This is a genomic window from Seonamhaeicola marinus, from assembly GCF_008085455.1.
Genome location: NZ_VSDQ01000718.1, coordinates 342,792 through 362,556, shown reverse-complemented (window position 1 = coordinate 362,556; position 19,765 = coordinate 342,792). Strand labels below are relative to the sequence as shown.

Here is a 19,765-nt window from a genome sequence, read left to right as displayed (position 1 = left end):
ACTATCTATTTCGCAATATTTACAGCCCTAGTTTCTCTAATTACTGTAACCTTAACCTGACCTGGATAAGTCATATCGGTTTGAATTTTTTGCGAAATATTAAATGATAAATCCGCTGCTTTATCATCATTCACTTTTTCACTTTCAACTATTACACGTAATTCTCTACCAGCTTGAATTGCGTAAGCTTTCTTAACACCGTTAAATCCAAAAGCAATATCTTCTAAATCCTTTAAACGCTGAATATAACTATCTAGCACCTGTCTTCTTGCTCCTGGCCTAGCACCAGAAATAGCATCACATACCTGAACAATTGGTGCTAATAAAGACTTCATTTCTATTTCATCATGGTGCGCACCAATGGCATTACAAACATCTTTCTTTTCCCCAAATTTCTCTGCCCATTGCATCCCCAAGATAGCATGTGGTGTTTCCATATCAGCTTCGGCATCTGGAACTTTACCTATATCATGTAGTAATCCTGCTCGTTTTGCTAGCTTAGGGTTTAAACCAAGCTCTGCTGCCATTACACCACAAAGTTTTGCAACTTCTCTAGAGTGCTGTAATAAGTTCTGACCATATGAAGAGCGGTACTTCATTCTACCAACCATCTTAATTAATTCTGGGTTTAAATTATGTATCCCCAAATCAATTACGGTACGTTTACCTACTTCGATAATTTCTTGTTCTATCTGCTTCTTGGTTTTCTTAACAACTTCCTCAATTCTAGCAGGATGAATTCTTCCATCTGTAACTAATTTATGAAGAGATAAACGAGCGACCTCTCTTCTAACAGAGTCAAAACAAGATAAAATAATAGCCTCAGGTGTATCATCAACTATAATTTCTACACCAGTGGCAGCTTCTATAGCACGAATATTTCGACCTTCACGACCAATAATTCGTCCTTTAACATCATCAGATTCTATATTAAATACAGACACACAATTATCAACCGCCTCCTCTGTTCCAATACGTTGAATGGTATTAATAATGATTTTCTTGGCATCCTGTTCTGCCGTAAGTTTAGCTTCTTCTAAAGAACTTTGAATAAATGCCAAAGCATCATTTTTAGCTTCACCCTTTAAAGACTCTACTAATTGTTCTTTAGCTTCATCGGCAGACAAACTAGAAATAACTTCTAACTGTTGCACTTGGCTTTTATGAAGTCTGTCTAATTCACCCTGTTTTTTATCTAGTACATCAAGTCTATGATTATAATCTTTAATCTTATCATCTAGACTTTGATTTAATTTTTTACTCTTAGACAGCTCATTAGATACTTGAGATTCTTTATCTCTTGTACGCTTTTCGGCTTCTGCCATTTTTTTATCTCTAGACAAAATTACCTTTTCATGCTCAGCCTTAAGTTCTATGAACTTTTCTTTAGCCTGAAGAATTTTGTCCTTTTTAATTGTCTCTCCCTCGCTTTTTGCCTCTTTTAATATTATAGAAGCATCTTTCTTTGCTTCTTTAATAAGCTTTGATGCCTTATTTTTCTCTAAAGTTTTAGCAATAATAAAACCAATTACTATACCTAAAACTGCTGCCCCTACTCCAATTATTATTGAATTATCCATCTTTTATTTTAGTTGTTTGTATATAAAAAAAGCCTACATCAGCTGAAAGTTTTGTATAAACTCCTTAAAAACAAGTTTAGGGCTAACAAGCTGATCAAGGATCCTCTAACTAGGAGGCCTGCTTTTACAACTTAAACTCACCCTTTTTAAAGAATTAACGTTGAGTTTATCAAAAAATAATAACTAATGTAGGCAGTAACTTTTAGTTTATTTTAAAGAACGTTAAGAGTTTAGATATGAATGTAATAGTTCATCTAGTGCATTTAGTTTTTCTTCTACATGTTCACTAACATTCTTATTATCAATAGATTTCTGTTCTACTTGAGAAGCAAATTGCAAAGCGCACATTGCTAAAACATCTTGCTTATCTCTAACAGAATAACTTTGCTCAAACTGTTTAATCATATATTCAATGTTTTTAGCGGCTTTACGTAATCCCTCTTCTTGACTCGGTTCAATTGTTAAAGGATAAAGTCTATTTGCTATAGATAGCCTTATTTTAAGCTTTTCTGACATTGAATTTATTTTGCTTTAATCGGAGAGTTGCGATATACAATAATCTATATCTCTTATTAACGCATTTATTTTAAGCTTAGTTTCTCTTTTATTATCGTCACTACCAAGTATTGAGTTTGCCATTTTTAAAGATTCATATTTCTCTTCCCAATCTGCAATAAGCATTTTTTGGCTATGAATTTCTTTTTTAGAAGCGTTTAACTCTTCGCTTAATTTTGAATTAGCTTGCTTTAAAAGCTCTAGTTTGTGTAATACTTTACTAATTTTGTTTTCTAACGAATCTACAATATCTTCAATATTACCCATTTACAAAATTCAATACTTATCTCACAAAGTTAACATACCTGCTTAAAAATTACAATTGTTTTTCAATAAAATTTCAAATTCTATAACAATACTAATATAACTAAAAACGTTGGCTTGATTTTTGTTTCTTGCTTTTGCATATTCGCTTCAAATTAATATTTTAGCCTCAATACATACCTATGAGATTTATCTTAGCACTACTCTTTTCTGTTCCATTTCTATTAAGCGGACAAAATAATTACCCTAAAGACTATTTTAGTAATCCGTTAGAAATACCGCTTATACTTTCTGGAACATTTGCCGAATTACGTTCAAATCATTTCCATTCTGGAATAGATATAAAGACACAACAGCGTGTTGGCTTAAAGGTAAAAGCCTGTGCAAATGGATATGTTAGTAGAATTAAGGTATCACATTACGGCTATGGTAAGGCACTTTATATAACGCATCCAAACGGTTATACTACCGTTTATGCGCATTTACAAAAATTCGCTCCAGAAATAGAAGCCTACATTAAAAAACAGCAGTACAAAAAAGAATCTTATGAAATTGAATTGTTTCCTAGTGCTGAAACTTTACCAATAACTAAAGACAATTTAATTGCTTATAGTGGCAATTCTGGCGGGTCTGGAGGACCACATTTACATTTTGAAATTAGAGATAAAAATGAGCATCCCATAAACCCTATGCTTTTCGGAATAGAGATTTTGGATACAACAGAGCCTTATGTTAAATCCATTTATGCTTACCCTCTTGATAATAATGCCTTTGTAAATAATTCCAATAAAAAACAAAAGCTAAGGTTAATTCCTTTAAAAAACGGAGATTATACCGTTGAAAATATAAAAGCAATTGGCAATATAGGATTTGGAATAGAAACTAATGATAGGCAAAATCTTGCTGTAAACTCTAATGGCGTTTATAATATTAGGACCTTTGTAAATGGAAGCAAGAATTTTGAATTAGACTTTAGAAAATTTTCATTTAGCGAAACAAAGCATATCAATCAATTGATAGACTACGAACACTTTGCCACTAAAAAACAACGTATTCAAAAATTATTTCGAGTTAATAATCCATTAAGTATTTATAAATCGGTTTTAAACAATGGTATTGTTAAAATTGAAGATAGCACTTATACGGTATACAAAATACGAGTAGCAGACTACGAGAATAATGAAACCTGGGTAACCCTAAATATTAAAGGTATTAGGAGCAACGCATCTCCTGAAAAGGTTAAAACAACACCTTACCATGTAAAATCTAATCAAACCATCAATCTAAAAGAGGAAAATGTATCGGTTAATTTCTATAAAGACACGTTCTATGAAGATTTCTATCTAAATTTTGAAGTTAACAATGACACCATTATACTCCATAAAAATACCAAAGCAGCTAAAAAGAACTTCAACTTAAATTATGACATCAGCAAATACAAGGATGAAGATAAGAGTAAATTATACATAGCCCGTATAATGGGTTATAAAAAGCATCCTGCATATACATCAACGAAACGAAAAGGTAATACACTAACCGCCACTACTAAAAGTCTGGGAACTTTTGCACTTGCAAGCGATACCATTCCGCCAACAATTAAGCCTGTAAACTTTAAAACTAAACAATGGTTAAGTAAGTACAGGTATTTAAAGGTAAAAATAGATGATGAACTATCTGGCATTTCTAGATATAGAGCTACTGTTAACGGAAAATGGATACTCATGGAGTACGATTACAAAACAAAAACTTTAACTCACGATTTTAAAGATGGTGTCATAACAGACACTAAAAACAATTTAAAAGTAATTGTTACAGATAATGTTGGAAATAATTCTACTTTTGAAGCGTTGTTTTACAGGAAATAAACTTTAATTACCGTTGAGACCAAAATTTTTACTTTCATTAGCGCTTTTTTTTATTATTACCATTTCTGGGTTTTCGCAAACCGCAATCGTAAGAGGTATTATTTTAGATGAAACTCAAAAGCCTATTGAAAATGTAAATATTAAGGCAGGTGATATAGGCACTCAAACCAACATAAACGGTTTCTACGAAATTGTGATTCCGGCTAATGCCGATATTTCAATTGAATTTACACATGTTTCATTTAAAAAAGTAGTAAGTACTTTTAATTTAAAAAACGGTGAGGAATTTGAGTTTAACCCTATAATGAAAACCTCTGTTGAGCAAATTGCCACTGTAGTTGTAAATTCAAGAAAACGAAAAGATGTAGAGGGTATACTTACCCTAGAACCCGAAGCCATCAGGAAAATTCCGGGTGCGCAACCCGGTGTTGAAAATCTACTAATGACCCTCCCTGGAGTAAACAACACCAACGAATTAAGTACGCAATACGCCGTTAGAGGTGGTAATTTTGACGAAAATCTAGTTTATGTAAATGATATTCAAGTTTACAGACCATTTTTAATACGTTCTGGTCAACAAGAGGGACTTAGCTTTGTAAACTCTAATATGGTGCAGAATGTGGATTTTTCTGCAGGTGGTTTTCAAGCTAAATATGGAGATAAATTATCCTCAGTATTGGATATAACTTATAAAACACCTTATCAGTTTGAAATTAATGCCGATTTAAGTTTATTAGGCGGTAGTTTGTCTTATGAAGATGTTAGTAAAGACTCAAAATTCACAAGTATTATTGGTGCTAGATATCGCGATAACAGCCTTCTGGTTAATGCTAAGGAAACTGAGACCAATTTTAATCCTACCTTTGCAGATCTTCAAGCGTATTTCACATACAAGTTTACAGACAAATTTCATTTAAGCTTTTTGGGTAACGCTTCAATTAATAAATACGATTACGAACCGCAAACAAGGCAGACTAATTTTGGAACCTTAAGTGATCCTGTAGCGTTGTTGGTATTTTATGAAGGACAGGAAAAAGATCAATACCAAACCTATTTTGGCGCATTTAAGGGAACATATTTTGCTAATGATAATCTAACGCTTAAACTAATAGGTTCTACATATCATACTACTGAAGAAGAATACTTTGATATTTTAGCGCAATATAGACTAGGTGAAGTAAATACCAATATTGGAGATGAAGATATCGGAGAAGTTGAATTTAGCGAAGGTATTGGGAGCCAATTAAATCATGGAAGAAATGATTTAGATGCCTTAATTACGACCATTGAACATAAAGGTGATTTAAAAATTGAGGATAACTTTATTGAATGGTCTCTAAAATACACCAATGAGGATATTAGAGATAGATTAGTGGAATGGGAAGTCATTGATTCCGCTGGCTTCTCAATAAGACCTCCTAAAACGATTCCTTCAAACGAACAGCCTTATATTCCTTACAGCGGACCTTTAGAACCATTTCAAAATATAAGAGCTACCAATAAAACTCAAATAAACAGATTTCAAGCTTATGCCCAGTGGAGTAAACGTTCAACGCTTGGCAATAGTGATGTTTGGTATAATGCTGGCGTAAGAGTTCATAATTGGTCTGTTAATGGTGATGGGATTTCGTCTTCTAACCAAACCGTATTTAGTCCTAGAGCTCAATTTGCAATAAAGCCTGACTGGGAAAAGGACATGCTTTTTAGAGTTGCCGGTGGATTGTATTATCAGCCCCCTTTTTATAGAGAACTACGTGATGCCACCGGAACCGTACAACCTAATGTAAAGGCGCAAAAATCATTGCATATAGTATTAGGTAACGATTATAGTTTTAAAATGTGGGATAGACCTTTTAAGCTAACATCTGAAGTGTATTATAAAAACCTAACAGATGTAAACCCATATACTATAGAAAATGTTCGTATTCGCTACAGAGCAAACAATAGTGCTAAAGCCTATGCATACGGTTTAGATATGCGATTAAATGGTGAATTTGTTCCTGGCACCGAATCTTGGTTTAGCTTCGGATACTTAAAAACCGAAGAAAACATAGAAAATCAAGGCTATATTGCCAGACCTACAGATCAGCGTTTAAAGTTTGCCGCCTTATTTCAAGATTACGTACCCAACATGCCTAATTTTAAAATGTACCTTAACTTAGTTTATAATACAGGTGTTCCTGGAGGTTCGCCTAGTTATGCAGATCCTTATATCTATCAAACCAGACTACCAGATTATAAAAGAGCAGATTTGGGGATTCAATTGGTTTTAGCCGATGATAATAAACAGTTTAAAAGCGGATGGAAAAAACCTTTTAAGCAATTATCTATTGGCTTTGAAATTTTCAACATTTTTGATGTTCAAAATTCAATTACAAATACCTGGGTAAGAGATGTATATAGTAAGCGCCAATTCGCCATACCTAATTATTTAACACCTAGGGTTTTTAATGTTAGGACTACCATGAAGTTTTAAATTTAGCGTTTTCTTAACCACCCCAAAATAGCGTTATCATCTATAAACCAGAGATCGTTTTTTTGTTCTAAGTCAATGAGGTCTCTTGATGTCTTACCTACATTTTGTTGCACAATTTCTATTTCTAAATCAGATACTTTAGAAACGATTGCCACATGACCATAAGGATTAAACAAATTACCTTTAAAAACTATTAAATCATTAACCTTAGGTTTTTGCTTACTTCCATTGGTATATTGCAATAAGTTTCTATCTATGTTTAATCTACCATCATTAAGTTTAACATTGAAAAAGTCTTTGGCATGCCCATAACTATTTGGCATTTTATGGTTTAAATGTTCAAAATAATAACGCTTAACAAACTCAACACATTGCCATTTTAATCCTAGATTATAACCATCTTTAGTCAAATTTCTTCCCGATGTATTATTCATATTTTCATTATAAAAAATATAAACACCATTAAATACATCTAGGGTGTCACCAATTTTCGAAACTTTATACCCAGGGTTTTGCTTCTTTATTTTATCATTTTGACTATTATGTACAGTGATCTTTTCGTCCTTTTTACAAGAATTGAAAACTATAACGGAAATTAAGAGGATTAAAAATCTGTATTTCACTGCATGTCTTTTAAGACACTTACAACGTAATCTACATCGTCTTTAGTATTATAAATACTGAAAGAAAATCTTAAAGAAGGTTTCTGTAAATCCTCTTCGTTTAAAATTTCGGCTAAAACATGGGATACTTGTGTACTTCCACTCTGGCAGGCACTACCTCTTGAACAAGCAATTCCCTTTAAATCTAATTGAAATAAAATCATAGAAACCGCTTCAGGTGGCATTGGCAGGCACACATTTATAAGTGTATAAGAACTTTTACTTAAGTTTTCCGAAAGCCCATTGAATTTCACATTTGGAATCTGGGATCTAATACTGTCAATAAAATACTGTTTCAGCTCTTCCAGGTATTTGGACTCCTTTTCCAAATTGTCATAAGCCATTTTCAGGGCTGTTTCCGTACCTACAATGTTATGCACGCTTTCGGTTCCTGCTCTTAGTCCACGTTCTTGTTCACCTCCTAAAATTAATGGCTTTAATCCGCTATCTTTTCTAACAAAAGCAAAACCAACACCTTTTGGTCCATGGAATTTGTGAGCAGACGCTGCAAAAAAGTCTATATTTAGATTTTGTAAATCTATATTATAATGCCCAATAGCTTGAACAGCATCGGTATGGAATAGCGCATTATGCTCCTTGCATAAATCCCCAACCTGTTTTACATCTAAAATATTACCGATTTCGTTATTAATGTACATTAAACTAACGAGTGTCTTTTCATTGGCTTTTAGGAGTTCTTCGAGCTGTTTATAATCAATTACACCTTCAGAAGAAACGTTAACATAATTTACTATAATACCATATTCAGTTTGCAACTGATTAATGGTATGTAATACCGCATGATGCTCAATCTTAGACGAAATTATATGTGTAATTCCTAAATCTCTAACGGCACTTTTAAGCACTAAATTATCGGCTTCTGTACCTCCAGAAGTAAAAATAATTTCGCTAGCAGAAACCTTAAAAAGACCTGCAATAGTCTTTCTAGCTTTTTCCACTAAAGTTTTGGAAGACCGACCAAAACTATGAGATGATGAAGGGTTTCCATAACTATCTTGCATAACCTTGGCCATAGAAGCTATAACTTCTTCTCTTATTCGTGTGGTGGCAGCGTTATCAAAATATACGGTTTTCATAAAGTTGAGTTTAAACTTAAAATCTCAATTATAGGGTCAAAAATACTTGAAATAAAATTATTTTCAATAACCTACGTTATAAATATCAATTCTATTATTTTTGCTCTAAAATTGATTCCAATGCGTAAGTTTCTACTAGTTCTAATGTCCATAAGTTTAATAACGATTAACGCTTGTGATGATGGCGATATTATAGATGTTAATCTTGATTTTGATGGCGATTATGAGGCTTGTAATGGTGTAGATGGTTTAACTTTATTCAAAATAAAGGAAGATCCCTCTGAGTCATTATCGGCATTTATATCTGGACTTACAATTAATGAATTATTCGAGGTAGGAGATAATGATACTCTCAAGATAGATGATAGAGCAATTCAGTTTAGATATAGGACATATAACGAAGCATCTTTAGGTAATATATTCTGCCAAGATATCCCCCCTAATGTTGATATTACTTCGGACGAACAAAGTGATGGCAGTAAAATTGATATTTTAACTTCTGTCATTTATGATGATAATGATGGTATTGCATCAATTGATGAAGATCGAAATAATGATGGTAATTTAGAAAATGATGATACTGACGGAGATGGCGTTCCTGATTACAAAGACTTTGATGATGATGGTGATAATGTTGCCACCAAAGATGAAAATCCCGATCCTAACGGAGACGGCAATTTAGACGATGCCCAAGATACAGATGGCGATGGTACACCTGATTATTTAGATAACGATGATGACGGAGATGGTGTCCTTACAAGAGATGAGGAAAAAGGTACTCCTAAAAACAATAATCCTGCTGATGATGAAGAAACAATTGTAGGAGGAGGACTTGATTATCTAAATCCGAATGTTACCGATGTAGAGGCTGTAGCTACACAGTATAGAACTCACACAGTATCAAAAACCTTTTTTGTTAGAGCTACCATTAAGGATATTGATATTTCTACGATTAATCAGGAGGTTCTTAATTTTGGGGTCTTGGATAGTGGGTTTGTTCCAGCTAATCTCAAGTCTGAAGAATTAGCTACTACATTTAATTAGCCTTCACATTCTGATATATATAAACCTCCGTAGCACCTAAACCATATTTTTGGTAATTGGCGTCATAGAATTTCACATTATATCTTCCAAAAAGGTATTCTAGCTCTAGTTTTAGGACACCTTCGCCTACGCCATGAATAAACACTATTTTCTGAATACGTTTTTTAATGGCATATTCTAACTGTCTTTTAGCCGTGTCTAACTGAAGCGTTAACATATCATGATTGCTCATACCCTTGCTAGATTTTACTAGCTGATTAATATGCAAATCTACCTCTAAGGTAGGTTGAAAGCGTTCTTTTGCCTTTACTTTAGGTTGCTTTCTTTTTTTTGACGCTTCTTTTTCAGAAACTACTTTATTTAAACTAGAATGAGAAAAGATTTCTTTTTTAAAAGAGGAAGGTTTACTCAGCACAAGTGCATTTTCATTAAATTCTAGGTCAAAGCCATCTTCTGTCTCAATAAAGACGCTTTTACCAGATACCTTTTTAACAACACCTGATAAATCTTCATCTAAAACAGATACCTTATCCCCTATCTTAAAGCTCATCTTTATCTTTTTCAGTCTTTATAAAATTCTCTTCTTCTTTTTTACTAGGTATTGTTCTGGCTATTCTAGATACCCCGAGCATAAGCATTATAATACCAACAATTAATATGTAGATATTTTGCTCCTCACTACTATTGGCATACATGGCAACAATTGCTCCTAAAAGAATTAATATATAATTTAAATACTTCATAGTAAATAATAAGATATTTGAAAACAAATTTCGGTAAAAACAATTACTTTACTTAATGCTATTGAAAATAATAATTACATTTGGGTATGCAGAATCCAGAAGAATATATGCTTCCATGTCTAAACAAAAAACTTTTTGGAGTGGAGTGTTTTGGATGTGGTCTACAACGTTCGGTTGTTTTAATCTTTAAAGGAGAATTTGTTGAAGCTTTCTATATGTATCCTGCTATATATACGCTGCTTCCTTTATTTTTTATAGTTGTCTTTAATATTTTCTTTAAATTTAAAAACGCAAATAGAATTAAGGCAGTATTAGCTATTGTATCTATTGTAATTATTATTGTTAGCTACTTAATTAAAATAATCAAATAAAATTAACTTATGGAACAACAAAAACTTAATCCCACACTCGTATACGTTTTAGCAATTATTGGTTTTTTATGCTGCTGTTTTGCTGGTTTAGGGTTTATCCTTGCAGGTATTGCTTTTTTTATTGCACAATCTAAATTAAAGGAAGCCAAATTAAACCCAGAAAACTTTGAGCCAAATAGTGTTAAAGCAATGAATACAGCTAAAACTGTTGCTTTAGTGAGTTTAATTATCAATGTATTATATTTCTGCTATGCAATTTTTCAAATCTACAGTATGGGAGGATGGGATGCTTACATGGAAAATGTTCAACAAATAATGGAACAATACCAACAAGCTCAGTAAAAATATTTACATATAAAAAAAGCGACCAGATAGGTCGCTTTTTTTATCTATTAAAATACTATAGCATTGCAGCAGCTAAACCACCACCAATAAATGCTAGTATATAAATGGAAATAATAACTATTGTAAAAATCCCCATAAACTTATAATGCGATTTTAGGTTTAAAAATGCTGCCTTAAAATCATTGTTATTAGTTTGCTTAAGGGCGCTTTTCATGTTTTTTCCAAACTTGAATAAATACAATACAGGAAAGAAATATATTAAGGCCAATACAATATATACCATAGCTACTCCTACAGTAGATCCAATTCCATAAGCGCTTTCAAAGGCGTTACCCATTGCTCCACCAGCAACAGCAACAATAATACCTCCAAAAACCATTAACCCAATACCTATAAATCCAATAATAGACATAAAATAGGCCCATTTTGCTGTTTCGGCTAAATACCCTTTAATTTCCTTGTTTACATCAAGTTCAAAACTTTCAAAAGCTGATTTTTCTTCCATAAATTATTTCTCAAATTGTTTAAACGTTCTTGTTATTATATCTACACAGTCTAACAACTGCTCTTTATTCATAACTAACGGTGGTGCAAACCTAATAATATTACCATGCGTAGGTTTAGCAATTAATCCGTTGTCGCGTAAAGCTAAGCACATGTTCCATGCTGTTTTACTGTCTTCCGTATCATTAACAACTACGGCATTAAGTAAACCTTTACCGCGTACTAAGGTAATAATATTACTTGTTTCGATATATTTATTTATTTCCTTTCTAAAAAGTTCTCCAAGAACCCTTGCATTTTCAGCTAAATTTTCTTCTTGAACCACTTCTAAAGCAGCAATTGCAATTACGGCTGCTAGAGGGTTACCTCCAAATGTACTCCCATGAGTTCCAGGAGTCATTACCCCCATTATATCGTTATTAGCCAAAACGGCACTAATAGGATAAGCGCCACCACTAATGGCTTTACCTAAAATTAGAATATCTGGAGTAACATTTTCGTGATTTACGGCTAACAATTCACCTGTTCTGGCAATTCCTGTTTGAATTTCATCAGCTATAAACAATACGTTATGTGCTTCGCACAGTGCTTTCGCTTTAGCTAAATACCCTTCTGAAGGCACATAAACTCCAGCTTCACCTTGTATAGGCTCAACTAAGAAACCAGCAACGTTAGCATTGTTTTTTAAAGCTAATTCCAACTGCTCTAAATTATCGTATTCAATATTGATAAAAGCATCAGCATACGGACCAAAATTTGAGTTTGAGGTACTATCACTAGAAAACGATACAATAGTAGTTGTTCTTCCGTGGAAGTTATTATTACAAACAATAATCTTAGCCTGATTTTCAGCAATTCCCTTTACGTCGTAAGCCCACTTTCTACATACCTTAATAGCAGCTTCAACAGCCTCTGCTCCAGAATTCATTGGTAATAACTTGTCAAAACCAAAATACTCGCAAACAAACTTTTCGTAAAGCCCTAATTTATCATTGTAAAACGCTCTAGATGTTAACGTTATGGTTTGGGCTTGCTCAATCATAGCGTTAATAATTTTTGGGTGACAATGCCCTTGATTTACAGCAGAATAAGCCGAAAGAAAATCGTAATAACGTTTTCCTTCTACGTCCCAAACGTAAACGCCTTCGCCTCTACTTAATACAACTGGTAAGGGTTTATACGTGTTAGACCCATACGTTTTTTCTAATGCAATAGCTTCTTGTGATGTTAATTTTTGTAAAACAGCCATTTTAATAAAGTTTAAATTGTTAAAAAAATAACCATTCCTGCTCTACCTTTATCCCCTCGGAGGACTCCGAAAATTCAGCGTGGGAGAGAAATCATCCCTAGATAAGGCTTGCAAAATAAAAAATTTTAGGAAGTTTTTACAATAAATTATTCAGTGATTTTACTAGAAAGTGAAGAAATCTGCAATTCTAAGCGCTTAATCTCTCTTGTTAATGCATTTCTATGAATTTGCATCCAAACGTATATTTTAATCATACTCATAGTAATAAAACAAAATATACATGCGCCCACCCATATAATTAAATCGTTAGTATCTTCAACATCAAACGTTTGGATTATACAATAAATAAGCAATCCAAAAACGGCCGTATTTACAATATGAAGTAAAAAAGCTAACCAAGAGTTCTTACCCTTAAAAACGCCTCCAAGCATTTGGAAAAAGTTCTGCTCATCTAACTCATCATAAAACTTAGCTTCTTCTGTAGTTAATGTTTCCTTAATTAATTCATCAATGTCGTTCATTTTACTTTTCATGTGTTCTATTTTTTAATATTGTTTTTAATTTTTCTCTAGCATGGTATAGTCTAGATTTTGCGGTGCCCTCAGAAATATGCAGTGTTCTACTAATGTCCTTTAAAGAATAGGCTTCTGTATAAAACAACTTAACGACCATTTGCTGGTGGTTTGGAAGTGCATTAATAGCTTCCAATAAATGAGAAAGTAATTGTTCACGTTCATCTTTCTCTAGCAATTCTTCAGTTTCATTGTTAACCTGTATAGTTTCTAATCTTTCTTTGGTTCTTTTGTTTTTCTTAATCCAGTCAAAAGATTTATTACAAACAATACGCAATGACCAACTAGCAAAGGTCTTGGGATTATTTAAATCGTTTACCTTTTCAATAATAGTTTTCCAAGAATCTTGAGCAATATCTTTTGCAACATGTTTATCTTTAACAATCCAGTAGGCCTTATTACAAAATGTTTTGTGCCAACGCTTTACTAATTGCGCCATGGCCATTTTGTTTCCAGATTGATAATCAATTACAAGTTTAGCATCAATACTATAATCGTCTCCGCTCATTTAAATTATACCCGCTTTTAACCATATGACGGTTAAGTTTAAAAAAGGTTCATTTTTTTTAGAAGAAATTTCCAAATCGTTTAAAGTTAAGTTAAATAAATCTACATTTATTTGTTGCTATTATTATTTTTGCAGCATGCCAAGAAGAGAAAGAAACAAGTTTGTAAAACGAGGAGAAATAATTGAAATTCTAATAGAAGACTACGCCTTTGGTGGCAAAGGAATTGGACGTATTAGAAATGAGCATGGAGAGTTTGTGGTTTTTGTTCCGAATACCATTCCAGGACAAAAGGTAAAAGCACAAATAAAAAAATCGAGTAAAAAATACGCCGAAGGTAAGTTACTCGACGTCATTTCTAGATCTGAAGACGAATTAGAAATACCATACCAAGATATTCCCGGAGCACCATATATTTATTTACCTATAGAAAAGCAACATGACTATAAAACTGCCAGTACTTTAGAACTTTTTAAACGTATCGGTAAAGTTGCTAATATTGAAGATTTGTTAGATGAATTTGTTAGCTCTCCAAACACATTTCATTACAGAAATAAAATGGAATATGGCTTTTCAGCCATTGGTTATGACAGAACTAAAAAGACCGATATTGATGCCTTTACTTTAGGTTTTAAAAGACGTGGACTTTGGTGGTGCGGTGAAAACCTAAACAATGATTCTGGTTTGTTTGATGCTGATGTAGAAAATAAGCTTAAAGAAATTAGAAATTATTGCGAAGCAACAGGTTTAGAGCCTTGGCATGCGCCTAAAAAGGAAGGTTTCTTTAGGTATTTTATTGTTAGAAAATCATATAAAACCAATCAATTACTCTTTAACTTAGTGACTACATCTTACGATTTACCAAAATTTAACCTAAATACCTTTGCTGATTATTTAGTTGAATTGTTTGGTAACAGAGTTGCTGGCTTTTTGCATACAATAAATGATGAAATTGGAGATAGAACTATTGCCACAACAGGAAGCATAAAGCTCATTTACGGTGAAGACAAAATTGTAGAAGAACTCCTTGATCTAAATTTTGAAATTAGTATTAAGAGCTTCTTTCAAACCAATCCTAAATGTGCTGAGAAGTTGTATTCTAAAGTGATTGACTATGCCTTAGAAAACAAAGAAGCTGTAGATAATTCTGTAGTGTTAGATTTATTCTGCGGTACAGGAACCATTGGTCAAATACTAGCTTCTAAGGCCAATAATACTAAAATAGTAGGTGTTGATATTGTAGCTTCTGCCATTAAAGATGCCAAAGAAAATGCTAAACGAAATAATATTGCAGGTTTAGAGTTTTATGCTGCAGATGTTGGAAAGTTTTTAACCGAGCATCCGCAATACAAAAACAAAATAAGAACCATTATTTTAGACCCGGCTAGAGCAGGAATTGCACCAAAAACCCTAAAAAAAATCATAAACTTAAATGCTGAACGTTTAGTTTATGTATCTTGTAATCCTGCTACTCAAGCAAGAGACGTAGAGCAGCTTACACAAGAAGGGTACAACATAAAGAAAGTGAGTTTAGTGGATCAATTTCCGCATACAGCGCATATTGAAACTGTTATGCTACTTGAAAAAAAATAAAAAACAAATACACAAAAAACCCCATAATGAAATACCTAAGATTAATTATTATTCCAATTGTGGCTATCTTAATTGGATTAAATATTAGTTGTGAGCGCGATGATATCTGCGCAGAAAGTACCCCCACAACACCACGGTTGCTTATAGATTTATATGACTCCGAGAACCGCGAAAACCAAAAAAATGCACCAAGATTATTGGCTTTTGCAAATGTAAATGGAAGTGATATAGCGGTTGCAGGTTATGAGGGGTTGAATACCCAAAGTTCACTTGTACTACCTCTTAGAACAGATGACAACACATCTACTTTTTTCCTAGTAAAAGATGCAACATTTGATGATGAAAATAATCTCATTCTTGCAGAAAATAATATTGATACTCTAGAGGTAACTTACGAGCGTGAAGAAGTATATGTATCTAGAGCTTGTGGTTATAAAACCATTTTTAAAAATATTAATCTAGAAATTGTAGCCGATAGTGATAATTGGCTTATTGGAACTCCTGAAAACTTAACCGAAAACGACACTGTAGAAAATGAAAATGCAACACACTTTAATTTCTTTCATTAGTATTTCTTTTTGCTTACTGTTTAGTGCAACTGCATTTTCTCAAAATGACAGTATTCCTACCGTAGCAGATTCTTTAAAAGTAAAACGTAAATACGGACTTAGGGTTTCGGGAGACGTTGGGAAACTATTGCGTTCTTTTCTGGATGACGACTATACGGGTTTTGAATTAGCCGCAGATTTTAGACTTAAAAAGAACTTTTACATTGCTGGAGAAATTGGCTTTGAGGAAAAAAATACAATCAATGAATATTTAGATGTTACTACCAATGGCTCTTATATAAAAGCTGGTATAGATTTAAATATGTATGAGAATTGGTTAGATATGGATAACATGATTTACGCAGGTTTTAGAGTCGGCGCCAGCACCTTTAGTCATGATAGAAATAGTTTTACCGTGTATAATACCAGTCAATTTTGGGGGTCTCAAGGTTCTTCAAATGAATTGCAAGAATTTAGTGGTTTAACCGCATTTTGGGGAGAAGCTATTTTAGGTATGAAGGTTGAATTATTTAACAACATTTATATGGGTTTAAATGTGCAGTTAAAAGTTCTTGCCAGTGAATCCGAACCTGATAATTTTGAAAATTTGTATGTTCCTGGTTATGGTAGAACCTATGACAGTACAGGTATTGGTACCAGTTATAGTTATACTTTGGGGTATAGACTTCCGCTTTATAAAAAATCTAAATAGGTACTGCATTGAGTTTTCCTTCTAAGTTAACATACTTTTACATGTTTTCCTTTGGAAAACAATATATTTGACTAACATATTTTCCTTTTTTGTTTTTGCGCGCAGCTTAAGCAACAATACCCTAACAAATTATCATACCAACCATGGAAAATAAGAAGTTTGGAACTTTTAAAATATTAGAAAGACATAAGCTTATTGTGGAGTACTACAAAGGCCACTTTGAATTAAGTGATTCTTTCTATGTAAAAAAAATAGAGACCTCCGATTCGGCATATAGCCCCGATTACAATTTAATTGTTGACTTTAGAGAAGCCAAAATAGCATTAACATCTAAGGATGTCTTAACCTATGTTGATTTTGTTAAAAGTCAACCTCAAATGCAAGGAAATCGTAAAACAGCTTTCTTAATAAACACGCCTAAAGAAGCTGCTATTACAACTTTATATTCTAATTATGTTTCAGCGCTTACATATATTGGCGAAGTTTTTTCTACTGAAGAAGCGGCATTAAAATGGTTAAAACTTAAGGATGTTGACCTAGACATGTTGCATAATACTTTTAAAGTGTTAAAAGCCCAAAAGAATATTTTCTAATTCTTAGTCTCCCTGACTATTATCCGCAAATTACAAATTGTAAAATACGCATATATACTTATTTTATTTCCTGTTAATGAAGTTTAAATTGAAAACTCTAAATATTAAACTTTAACAAAATGATTATCAACATTAAAGAGTACAGAATTGTTTGGTCTGATAAAAACACAAAATATGGAGCTATCGATATTAGAGATCACCAAGGTAATACGGCCAGATTACGAAGTGACGACCCCAATTTATTGTCTTTCTGGACTAATCTATTGAGATACGAAAAGCCGCTTTATTTTAATACCGTAAGCGAAGTTTTATATACAGGTACCGAACCTTTAGGAGAAGAAGAAAGTTAATTTTACTTCATATACTTCCCTTTCTTACTCCCTTCATACATCACGTACTTCACTAACCTAGATTCTAGTTTAGCGTTAAACAATTGTATTTTTCTAGAAGGGCGCAATCCTACATGCTTTAACGCCTCAAGATTAGACGTTATAAACCATGCATCTGTACCAGGATAATTCTGTTTTAGTGTATCTCCTATATTTTTATAAAATGCCTCTAAATCAATATTTAAACGTTCACCATACGGAGGATTAAAAACCATGTGTAACTTCTCGTTACCACCTTTCTGGGTTTTAAAGAAATCTTCGTGCTTAACAGTTATAAAATCATCTAACTGGGCATTTTTAACATTATCCTTTGCCTTATAAACTGCACTTGGGGCTTTATCATACCCCATAATCTTATGATGAAAATCTCTGGTCTTTTTAAGAAGTGATTCTTCAATTTTTTCAAATAAATCTACATCCCAATCCGCCCAACGCTCAAAAGCAAACTCTTTACGCATTAGATTTGGTGGTATATTGCATGCAATCATAGCCGCTTCTATAAGCATTGTACCAGAACCACACATAGGATCCATAAAATCTGACTGTCCATCCCATCCAGATAACATTATCATTCCAGCAGCTAAAACCTCATTAATTGGCGCAATATTAGTAGCAGTCTTATACCCACGTTTATGCAAGGAATCACCAGATGTATCCAGAGAAATAGTACATTGATTTCTATCTACGTGAACATTAATTTTAAGATCAGGAAATTTTAGGTCTACATTTGGCCTTTGCCCTGTATTATCTCTAAACCTATCCACAATAGCATCCTTAGTTTTTAAAGCAATGTATAAGGAGTGTTTAAACAAATGTGAATGTATCGTAGCATCTACAGCTAAAGAACCAGTTGGTTTTAAATAATCTTCCCAAGGCATTTTATAGATGTTGTTATACAAATCTTGCTCATTATTTACCCTGAAAGTATGTATAGGCTTTAAAATTTTTATGGCAGTTCGCAATCCTAAATTTGCTTTATACATAAACCCCTTATCCCCTACAAAACTCACATTCCTAACACCTTTCTTAACATTTTGGGCGCCCATTTGCGTAAGTTCATTTTCCAACAAATCTTCAAAACCAAACAAGGTTTTTGCTACCATTTTGAAATTATCTTCCATATTTTACTACTAATTACCTACTTTGATTAGTTAGAATGCAAAAATAGGGTAATTTTCTTCATTAAAAATTGATAATCGGAATGAAAAAAACCTGTATTTTTGTGTTAAATTTATGTTAACGGAATTTGGGTCAGGTAAATAGTTAGTTCACTTTCGTTAGTTCAATCATAACAAAAGCCAAGGCAAAATGTATTTTGAACAAATGAAACCACTAAACCAATGACATCGCCCTCTCAAAATGCAAATGGATACAGATACAACTACATGGTTTACCTCTTGGTTTGATACACCATACTACCATATTTTATATAAAGATAGAGACGATACTGAGGCACATGCCTTTATGGATAAACTCACCAATTATTTAAACATTCCCGAACAAGGCACTATACTTGATTTGGCCTGTGGACGCGGTAGACATGCCCGCTTTTTAAATAAAATTGGATACGATGTTACGGGTGTAGATCTTAGTGAAAATAGCATTGCCTTTGCTAAACAATACGAAAATCATCGTTTAAAATTTGATGTTCATAATATGTGTGAACCTTATGGAAAACAATTTGATGCAGTATTTAATTTATTTACAAGCTTTGGCTATTTTGATAATGATGAGGATAATTTAAGCACTATAAAAGCTATAAAAGCAAACTTAAATGAATCTGGATTTGGAGTGATTGATTTTATGAATTCGGAATTCGTTATAAATAATTTAGTACCCGAAGAAGTCAAAACAGTTAACGGAATTACCTTTAACTTAAAGCGTTTTGTTGAAAATGGATACATTGTAAAAGATATCTCTTTTAACGTAGATGAAAGGTTATATAATTTTCAAGAGCGCGTTAAGGCTTTTAATTTAGATGATTTTGAAGACTTATTTAAAAAAGCTGATGTACATTTGCTTGATGTTTTTGGGGATTATAATTTGAGAAAGTTTCAAAATTCGTCTTCCGAACGCTTAGTAATGATTTTCAAATAG

At 32.9% G+C, this 19,765-nt stretch carries 23 protein-coding genes and 1 other RNA gene; 11 read left to right on the top strand and 13 right to left on the bottom strand.

What is annotated here, in order from left to right; genetic code table 11:
• Window positions 1–5 precede the first annotated feature (5 nt).
• The 4 genes from rny to FUA24_RS19145 all read right to left on the bottom strand — a co-directional run bounded on the left by rny (window position 6) and on the right by FUA24_RS19145 (window position 2,402).
• Entirely contained in the window at window positions 6–1,580 is a 1,575-nt protein-coding gene (gene rny / locus FUA24_RS19160; RefSeq protein ID WP_148544667.1) for a ribonuclease Y, read from the bottom strand.
• A 57-nt stretch (window positions 1,581–1,637) separates the two neighbouring features.
• Window positions 1,638–1,746, bottom strand: a non-coding RNA gene (ssrS, locus tag FUA24_RS19155) — 6S RNA.
• Window positions 1,747–1,802: 56 nt separating this feature from the next.
• The gene (locus FUA24_RS19150) at window positions 1,803–2,096 is read right to left on the bottom strand and encodes a cell division protein ZapA (protein WP_148544666.1); all 294 of its coding nucleotides are present in this window, start codon (window positions 2,094–2,096) and stop codon (window positions 1,803–1,805) included.
• A gap of 15 nt (window positions 2,097–2,111) precedes the next feature.
• Complete coding sequence (locus FUA24_RS19145) at window positions 2,112–2,402, bottom strand: hypothetical protein (RefSeq protein ID WP_148544665.1); 291 nt, start codon at window positions 2,400–2,402, stop codon at window positions 2,112–2,114.
• 179 nt (window positions 2,403–2,581) lie between these two features.
• On the opposite strand from FUA24_RS19145, the gene FUA24_RS19140 reads away from it, so the two are divergent.
• Window positions 2,582–4,264: a M23 family metallopeptidase gene (locus FUA24_RS19140; RefSeq protein WP_148544664.1), complete on the top strand. Its 1,683-nt coding sequence runs from the start codon at window positions 2,582–2,584 to the stop codon at window positions 4,262–4,264.
• Between the two features lie 13 nt (window positions 4,265–4,277).
• Entirely contained in the window at window positions 4,278–6,740 is a 2,463-nt protein-coding gene (locus FUA24_RS19135) for a TonB-dependent receptor (protein WP_246147103.1), read from the top strand.
• Window positions 6,741–6,742: 2 nt separating this feature from the next.
• Here the strand turns inward: FUA24_RS19135 and FUA24_RS19130 are convergent, their stop codons facing one another.
• Window positions 6,743–7,363, bottom strand: a complete 621-nt coding sequence (locus FUA24_RS19130; protein ID WP_246147101.1) for a CHAP domain-containing protein — start codon at window positions 7,361–7,363, stop codon at window positions 6,743–6,745.
• Entirely contained in the window at window positions 7,360–8,499 is a 1,140-nt protein-coding gene (locus FUA24_RS19125) for a cysteine desulfurase family protein (RefSeq protein ID WP_148544663.1), read from the bottom strand. Before FUA24_RS19125 ends, FUA24_RS19130 begins: the two co-directional genes overlap by 4 nt.
• A gap of 120 nt (window positions 8,500–8,619) precedes the next feature.
• On the opposite strand from FUA24_RS19125, the gene FUA24_RS19120 reads away from it, so the two are divergent.
• The gene (locus tag FUA24_RS19120; protein ID WP_148544662.1) at window positions 8,620–9,543 is read left to right on the top strand and encodes a hypothetical protein; all 924 of its coding nucleotides are present in this window, start codon (window positions 8,620–8,622) and stop codon (window positions 9,541–9,543) included.
• Here the strand turns inward: FUA24_RS19120 and FUA24_RS19115 are convergent.
• Both FUA24_RS19115 and FUA24_RS19110 read right to left on the bottom strand, forming a co-directional pair.
• Window positions 9,536–10,093, bottom strand: coding sequence for a Smr/MutS family protein (locus FUA24_RS19115; protein ID WP_148544661.1), 558 nt, complete (start codon window positions 10,091–10,093; stop codon window positions 9,536–9,538). The two genes, FUA24_RS19120 and FUA24_RS19115, sit on opposite strands and share 8 nt — an antisense overlap.
• Window positions 10,083–10,286: a hypothetical protein gene (locus tag FUA24_RS19110; protein WP_148544660.1), complete on the bottom strand. Its 204-nt coding sequence runs from the start codon at window positions 10,284–10,286 to the stop codon at window positions 10,083–10,085. The genes FUA24_RS19115 and FUA24_RS19110 overlap by 11 nt, the downstream gene beginning before the upstream one ends.
• Before the next feature lie 86 nt (window positions 10,287–10,372).
• Here FUA24_RS19110 and FUA24_RS19105 point away from each other — a divergent pair, with 86 nt between their 5' ends.
• Window positions 10,373–10,657, top strand: a complete 285-nt coding sequence (locus tag FUA24_RS19105; RefSeq protein ID WP_148544659.1) for a DUF2752 domain-containing protein — start codon at window positions 10,373–10,375, stop codon at window positions 10,655–10,657.
• 9 nt (window positions 10,658–10,666) lie between these two features.
• The gene (locus tag FUA24_RS19100) at window positions 10,667–10,999 is read left to right on the top strand and encodes a CCC motif membrane protein (RefSeq protein WP_148544658.1); all 333 of its coding nucleotides are present in this window, start codon (window positions 10,667–10,669) and stop codon (window positions 10,997–10,999) included.
• Window positions 11,000–11,057: 58 nt separating this feature from the next.
• Here the strand turns inward: FUA24_RS19100 and FUA24_RS19095 are convergent, their stop codons facing one another.
• The 4 genes from FUA24_RS19095 to FUA24_RS19080 all read right to left on the bottom strand — a co-directional run bounded on the left by FUA24_RS19095 (window position 11,058) and on the right by FUA24_RS19080 (window position 13,835).
• Complete coding sequence (locus tag FUA24_RS19095) at window positions 11,058–11,507, bottom strand: DUF5362 family protein (RefSeq protein WP_148544657.1); 450 nt, start codon at window positions 11,505–11,507, stop codon at window positions 11,058–11,060.
• Between the two features lie 3 nt (window positions 11,508–11,510).
• Window positions 11,511–12,755, bottom strand: coding sequence for an ornithine--oxo-acid transaminase (gene rocD, locus FUA24_RS19090; RefSeq protein ID WP_148544656.1), 1,245 nt, complete (start codon window positions 12,753–12,755; stop codon window positions 11,511–11,513).
• Between the two features lie 146 nt (window positions 12,756–12,901).
• Entirely contained in the window at window positions 12,902–13,288 is a 387-nt protein-coding gene (locus FUA24_RS19085; RefSeq protein WP_148544655.1) for a DUF6768 family protein, read from the bottom strand.
• Window positions 13,278–13,835 (bottom strand): RNA polymerase sigma factor, encoded by a 558-nt coding sequence (locus FUA24_RS19080; RefSeq protein WP_148544654.1) that lies wholly within the window; start codon window positions 13,833–13,835, stop codon window positions 13,278–13,280. Before FUA24_RS19080 ends, FUA24_RS19085 begins: the two co-directional genes overlap by 11 nt.
• A 136-nt stretch (window positions 13,836–13,971) precedes the next feature.
• On the opposite strand from FUA24_RS19080, the gene rlmD reads away from it, so the two are divergent.
• From rlmD to FUA24_RS19055, 5 genes are all read left to right on the top strand, one after another.
• Window positions 13,972–15,426: a 23S rRNA (uracil(1939)-C(5))-methyltransferase RlmD gene (gene rlmD / locus FUA24_RS19075; protein WP_148544653.1), complete on the top strand. Its 1,455-nt coding sequence runs from the start codon at window positions 13,972–13,974 to the stop codon at window positions 15,424–15,426.
• Window positions 15,427–15,452: 26 nt separating this feature from the next.
• Window positions 15,453–15,995 carry a DUF6452 family protein gene (locus FUA24_RS19070; protein ID WP_148544652.1) on the top strand — a complete coding sequence of 181 codons (543 nt, stop codon included), beginning with the start codon at window positions 15,453–15,455 and terminating at the stop codon, window positions 15,993–15,995.
• Window positions 15,961–16,686, top strand: coding sequence for a DUF6048 family protein (locus FUA24_RS19065; protein WP_148544651.1), 726 nt, complete (start codon window positions 15,961–15,963; stop codon window positions 16,684–16,686). Before FUA24_RS19070 ends, FUA24_RS19065 begins: the two co-directional genes overlap by 35 nt.
• Window positions 16,687–16,829: 143 nt before the next feature.
• Window positions 16,830–17,279: a hypothetical protein gene (locus tag FUA24_RS19060; protein WP_148544650.1), complete on the top strand. Its 450-nt coding sequence runs from the start codon at window positions 16,830–16,832 to the stop codon at window positions 17,277–17,279.
• 119 nt (window positions 17,280–17,398) lie between these two features.
• Entirely contained in the window at window positions 17,399–17,629 is a 231-nt protein-coding gene (locus tag FUA24_RS19055) for a hypothetical protein (protein ID WP_148544649.1), read from the top strand.
• 2 nt (window positions 17,630–17,631) lie between these two features.
• Here the strand turns inward: FUA24_RS19055 and FUA24_RS19050 are convergent, their stop codons facing one another.
• Window positions 17,632–18,789 (bottom strand): THUMP domain-containing class I SAM-dependent RNA methyltransferase, encoded by a 1,158-nt coding sequence (locus FUA24_RS19050; RefSeq protein ID WP_148544648.1) that lies wholly within the window; start codon window positions 18,787–18,789, stop codon window positions 17,632–17,634.
• Window positions 18,790–19,033: 244 nt separating this feature from the next.
• On the opposite strand from FUA24_RS19050, the gene FUA24_RS19045 reads away from it, so the two are divergent.
• A complete protein-coding gene (locus FUA24_RS19045; RefSeq protein ID WP_148544647.1) occupies window positions 19,034–19,765 on the top strand; it encodes a class I SAM-dependent methyltransferase in 732 nt (243 codons plus the stop codon).

What these genes read in the sequence shown, in the direction of transcription:
- FUA24_RS19145 (WP_148544665.1), bottom strand. Translation starts at nt 2,402, where the DNA reads ATGGGTAATATTGAAGATATTGTAGATTCGTTAGAAAACAAAATTAGT.
- FUA24_RS19050 (WP_148544648.1), bottom strand. Translation starts at nt 18,789, where the DNA reads ATGGAAGATAATTTCAAAATGGTAGCAAAAACCTTGTTTGGTTTTGAA.
- FUA24_RS19080 (WP_148544654.1), bottom strand. Translation starts at nt 13,835, where the DNA reads ATGAGCGGAGACGATTATAGTATTGATGCTAAACTTGTAATTGATTAT.
- rny (WP_148544667.1), bottom strand. Translation starts at nt 1,580, where the DNA reads ATGGATAATTCAATAATAATTGGAGTAGGGGCAGCAGTTTTAGGTATA.
- FUA24_RS19100 (WP_148544658.1), top strand. Translation starts at nt 10,667, where the DNA reads ATGGAACAACAAAAACTTAATCCCACACTCGTATACGTTTTAGCAATT.
- FUA24_RS19105 (WP_148544659.1), top strand. Translation starts at nt 10,373, where the DNA reads ATGCAGAATCCAGAAGAATATATGCTTCCATGTCTAAACAAAAAACTT.
- FUA24_RS19110 (WP_148544660.1), bottom strand. Translation starts at nt 10,286, where the DNA reads ATGAAGTATTTAAATTATATATTAATTCTTTTAGGAGCAATTGTTGCC.
- FUA24_RS19120 (WP_148544662.1), top strand. Translation starts at nt 8,620, where the DNA reads ATGCGTAAGTTTCTACTAGTTCTAATGTCCATAAGTTTAATAACGATT.
- FUA24_RS19065 (WP_148544651.1), top strand. Translation starts at nt 15,961, where the DNA reads ATGAAAATGCAACACACTTTAATTTCTTTCATTAGTATTTCTTTTTGC.
- FUA24_RS19060 (WP_148544650.1), top strand. Translation starts at nt 16,830, where the DNA reads ATGGAAAATAAGAAGTTTGGAACTTTTAAAATATTAGAAAGACATAAG.
- rlmD (WP_148544653.1), top strand. Translation starts at nt 13,972, where the DNA reads ATGCCAAGAAGAGAAAGAAACAAGTTTGTAAAACGAGGAGAAATAATT.
- FUA24_RS19055 (WP_148544649.1), top strand. Translation starts at nt 17,399, where the DNA reads ATGATTATCAACATTAAAGAGTACAGAATTGTTTGGTCTGATAAAAAC.
- FUA24_RS19115 (WP_148544661.1), bottom strand. Translation starts at nt 10,093, where the DNA reads ATGAGCTTTAAGATAGGGGATAAGGTATCTGTTTTAGATGAAGATTTA.
- FUA24_RS19070 (WP_148544652.1), top strand. Translation starts at nt 15,453, where the DNA reads ATGAAATACCTAAGATTAATTATTATTCCAATTGTGGCTATCTTAATT.
- FUA24_RS19150 (WP_148544666.1), bottom strand. Translation starts at nt 2,096, where the DNA reads ATGTCAGAAAAGCTTAAAATAAGGCTATCTATAGCAAATAGACTTTAT.
- FUA24_RS19045 (WP_148544647.1), top strand. Translation starts at nt 19,034, where the DNA reads ATGGATACAGATACAACTACATGGTTTACCTCTTGGTTTGATACACCA.
- rocD (WP_148544656.1), bottom strand. Translation starts at nt 12,755, where the DNA reads ATGGCTGTTTTACAAAAATTAACATCACAAGAAGCTATTGCATTAGAA.
- FUA24_RS19125 (WP_148544663.1), bottom strand. Translation starts at nt 8,499, where the DNA reads ATGAAAACCGTATATTTTGATAACGCTGCCACCACACGAATAAGAGAA.
- FUA24_RS19140 (WP_148544664.1), top strand. Translation starts at nt 2,582, where the DNA reads ATGAGATTTATCTTAGCACTACTCTTTTCTGTTCCATTTCTATTAAGC.
- FUA24_RS19085 (WP_148544655.1), bottom strand. Translation starts at nt 13,288, where the DNA reads ATGAAAAGTAAAATGAACGACATTGATGAATTAATTAAGGAAACATTA.
- FUA24_RS19095 (WP_148544657.1), bottom strand. Translation starts at nt 11,507, where the DNA reads ATGGAAGAAAAATCAGCTTTTGAAAGTTTTGAACTTGATGTAAACAAG.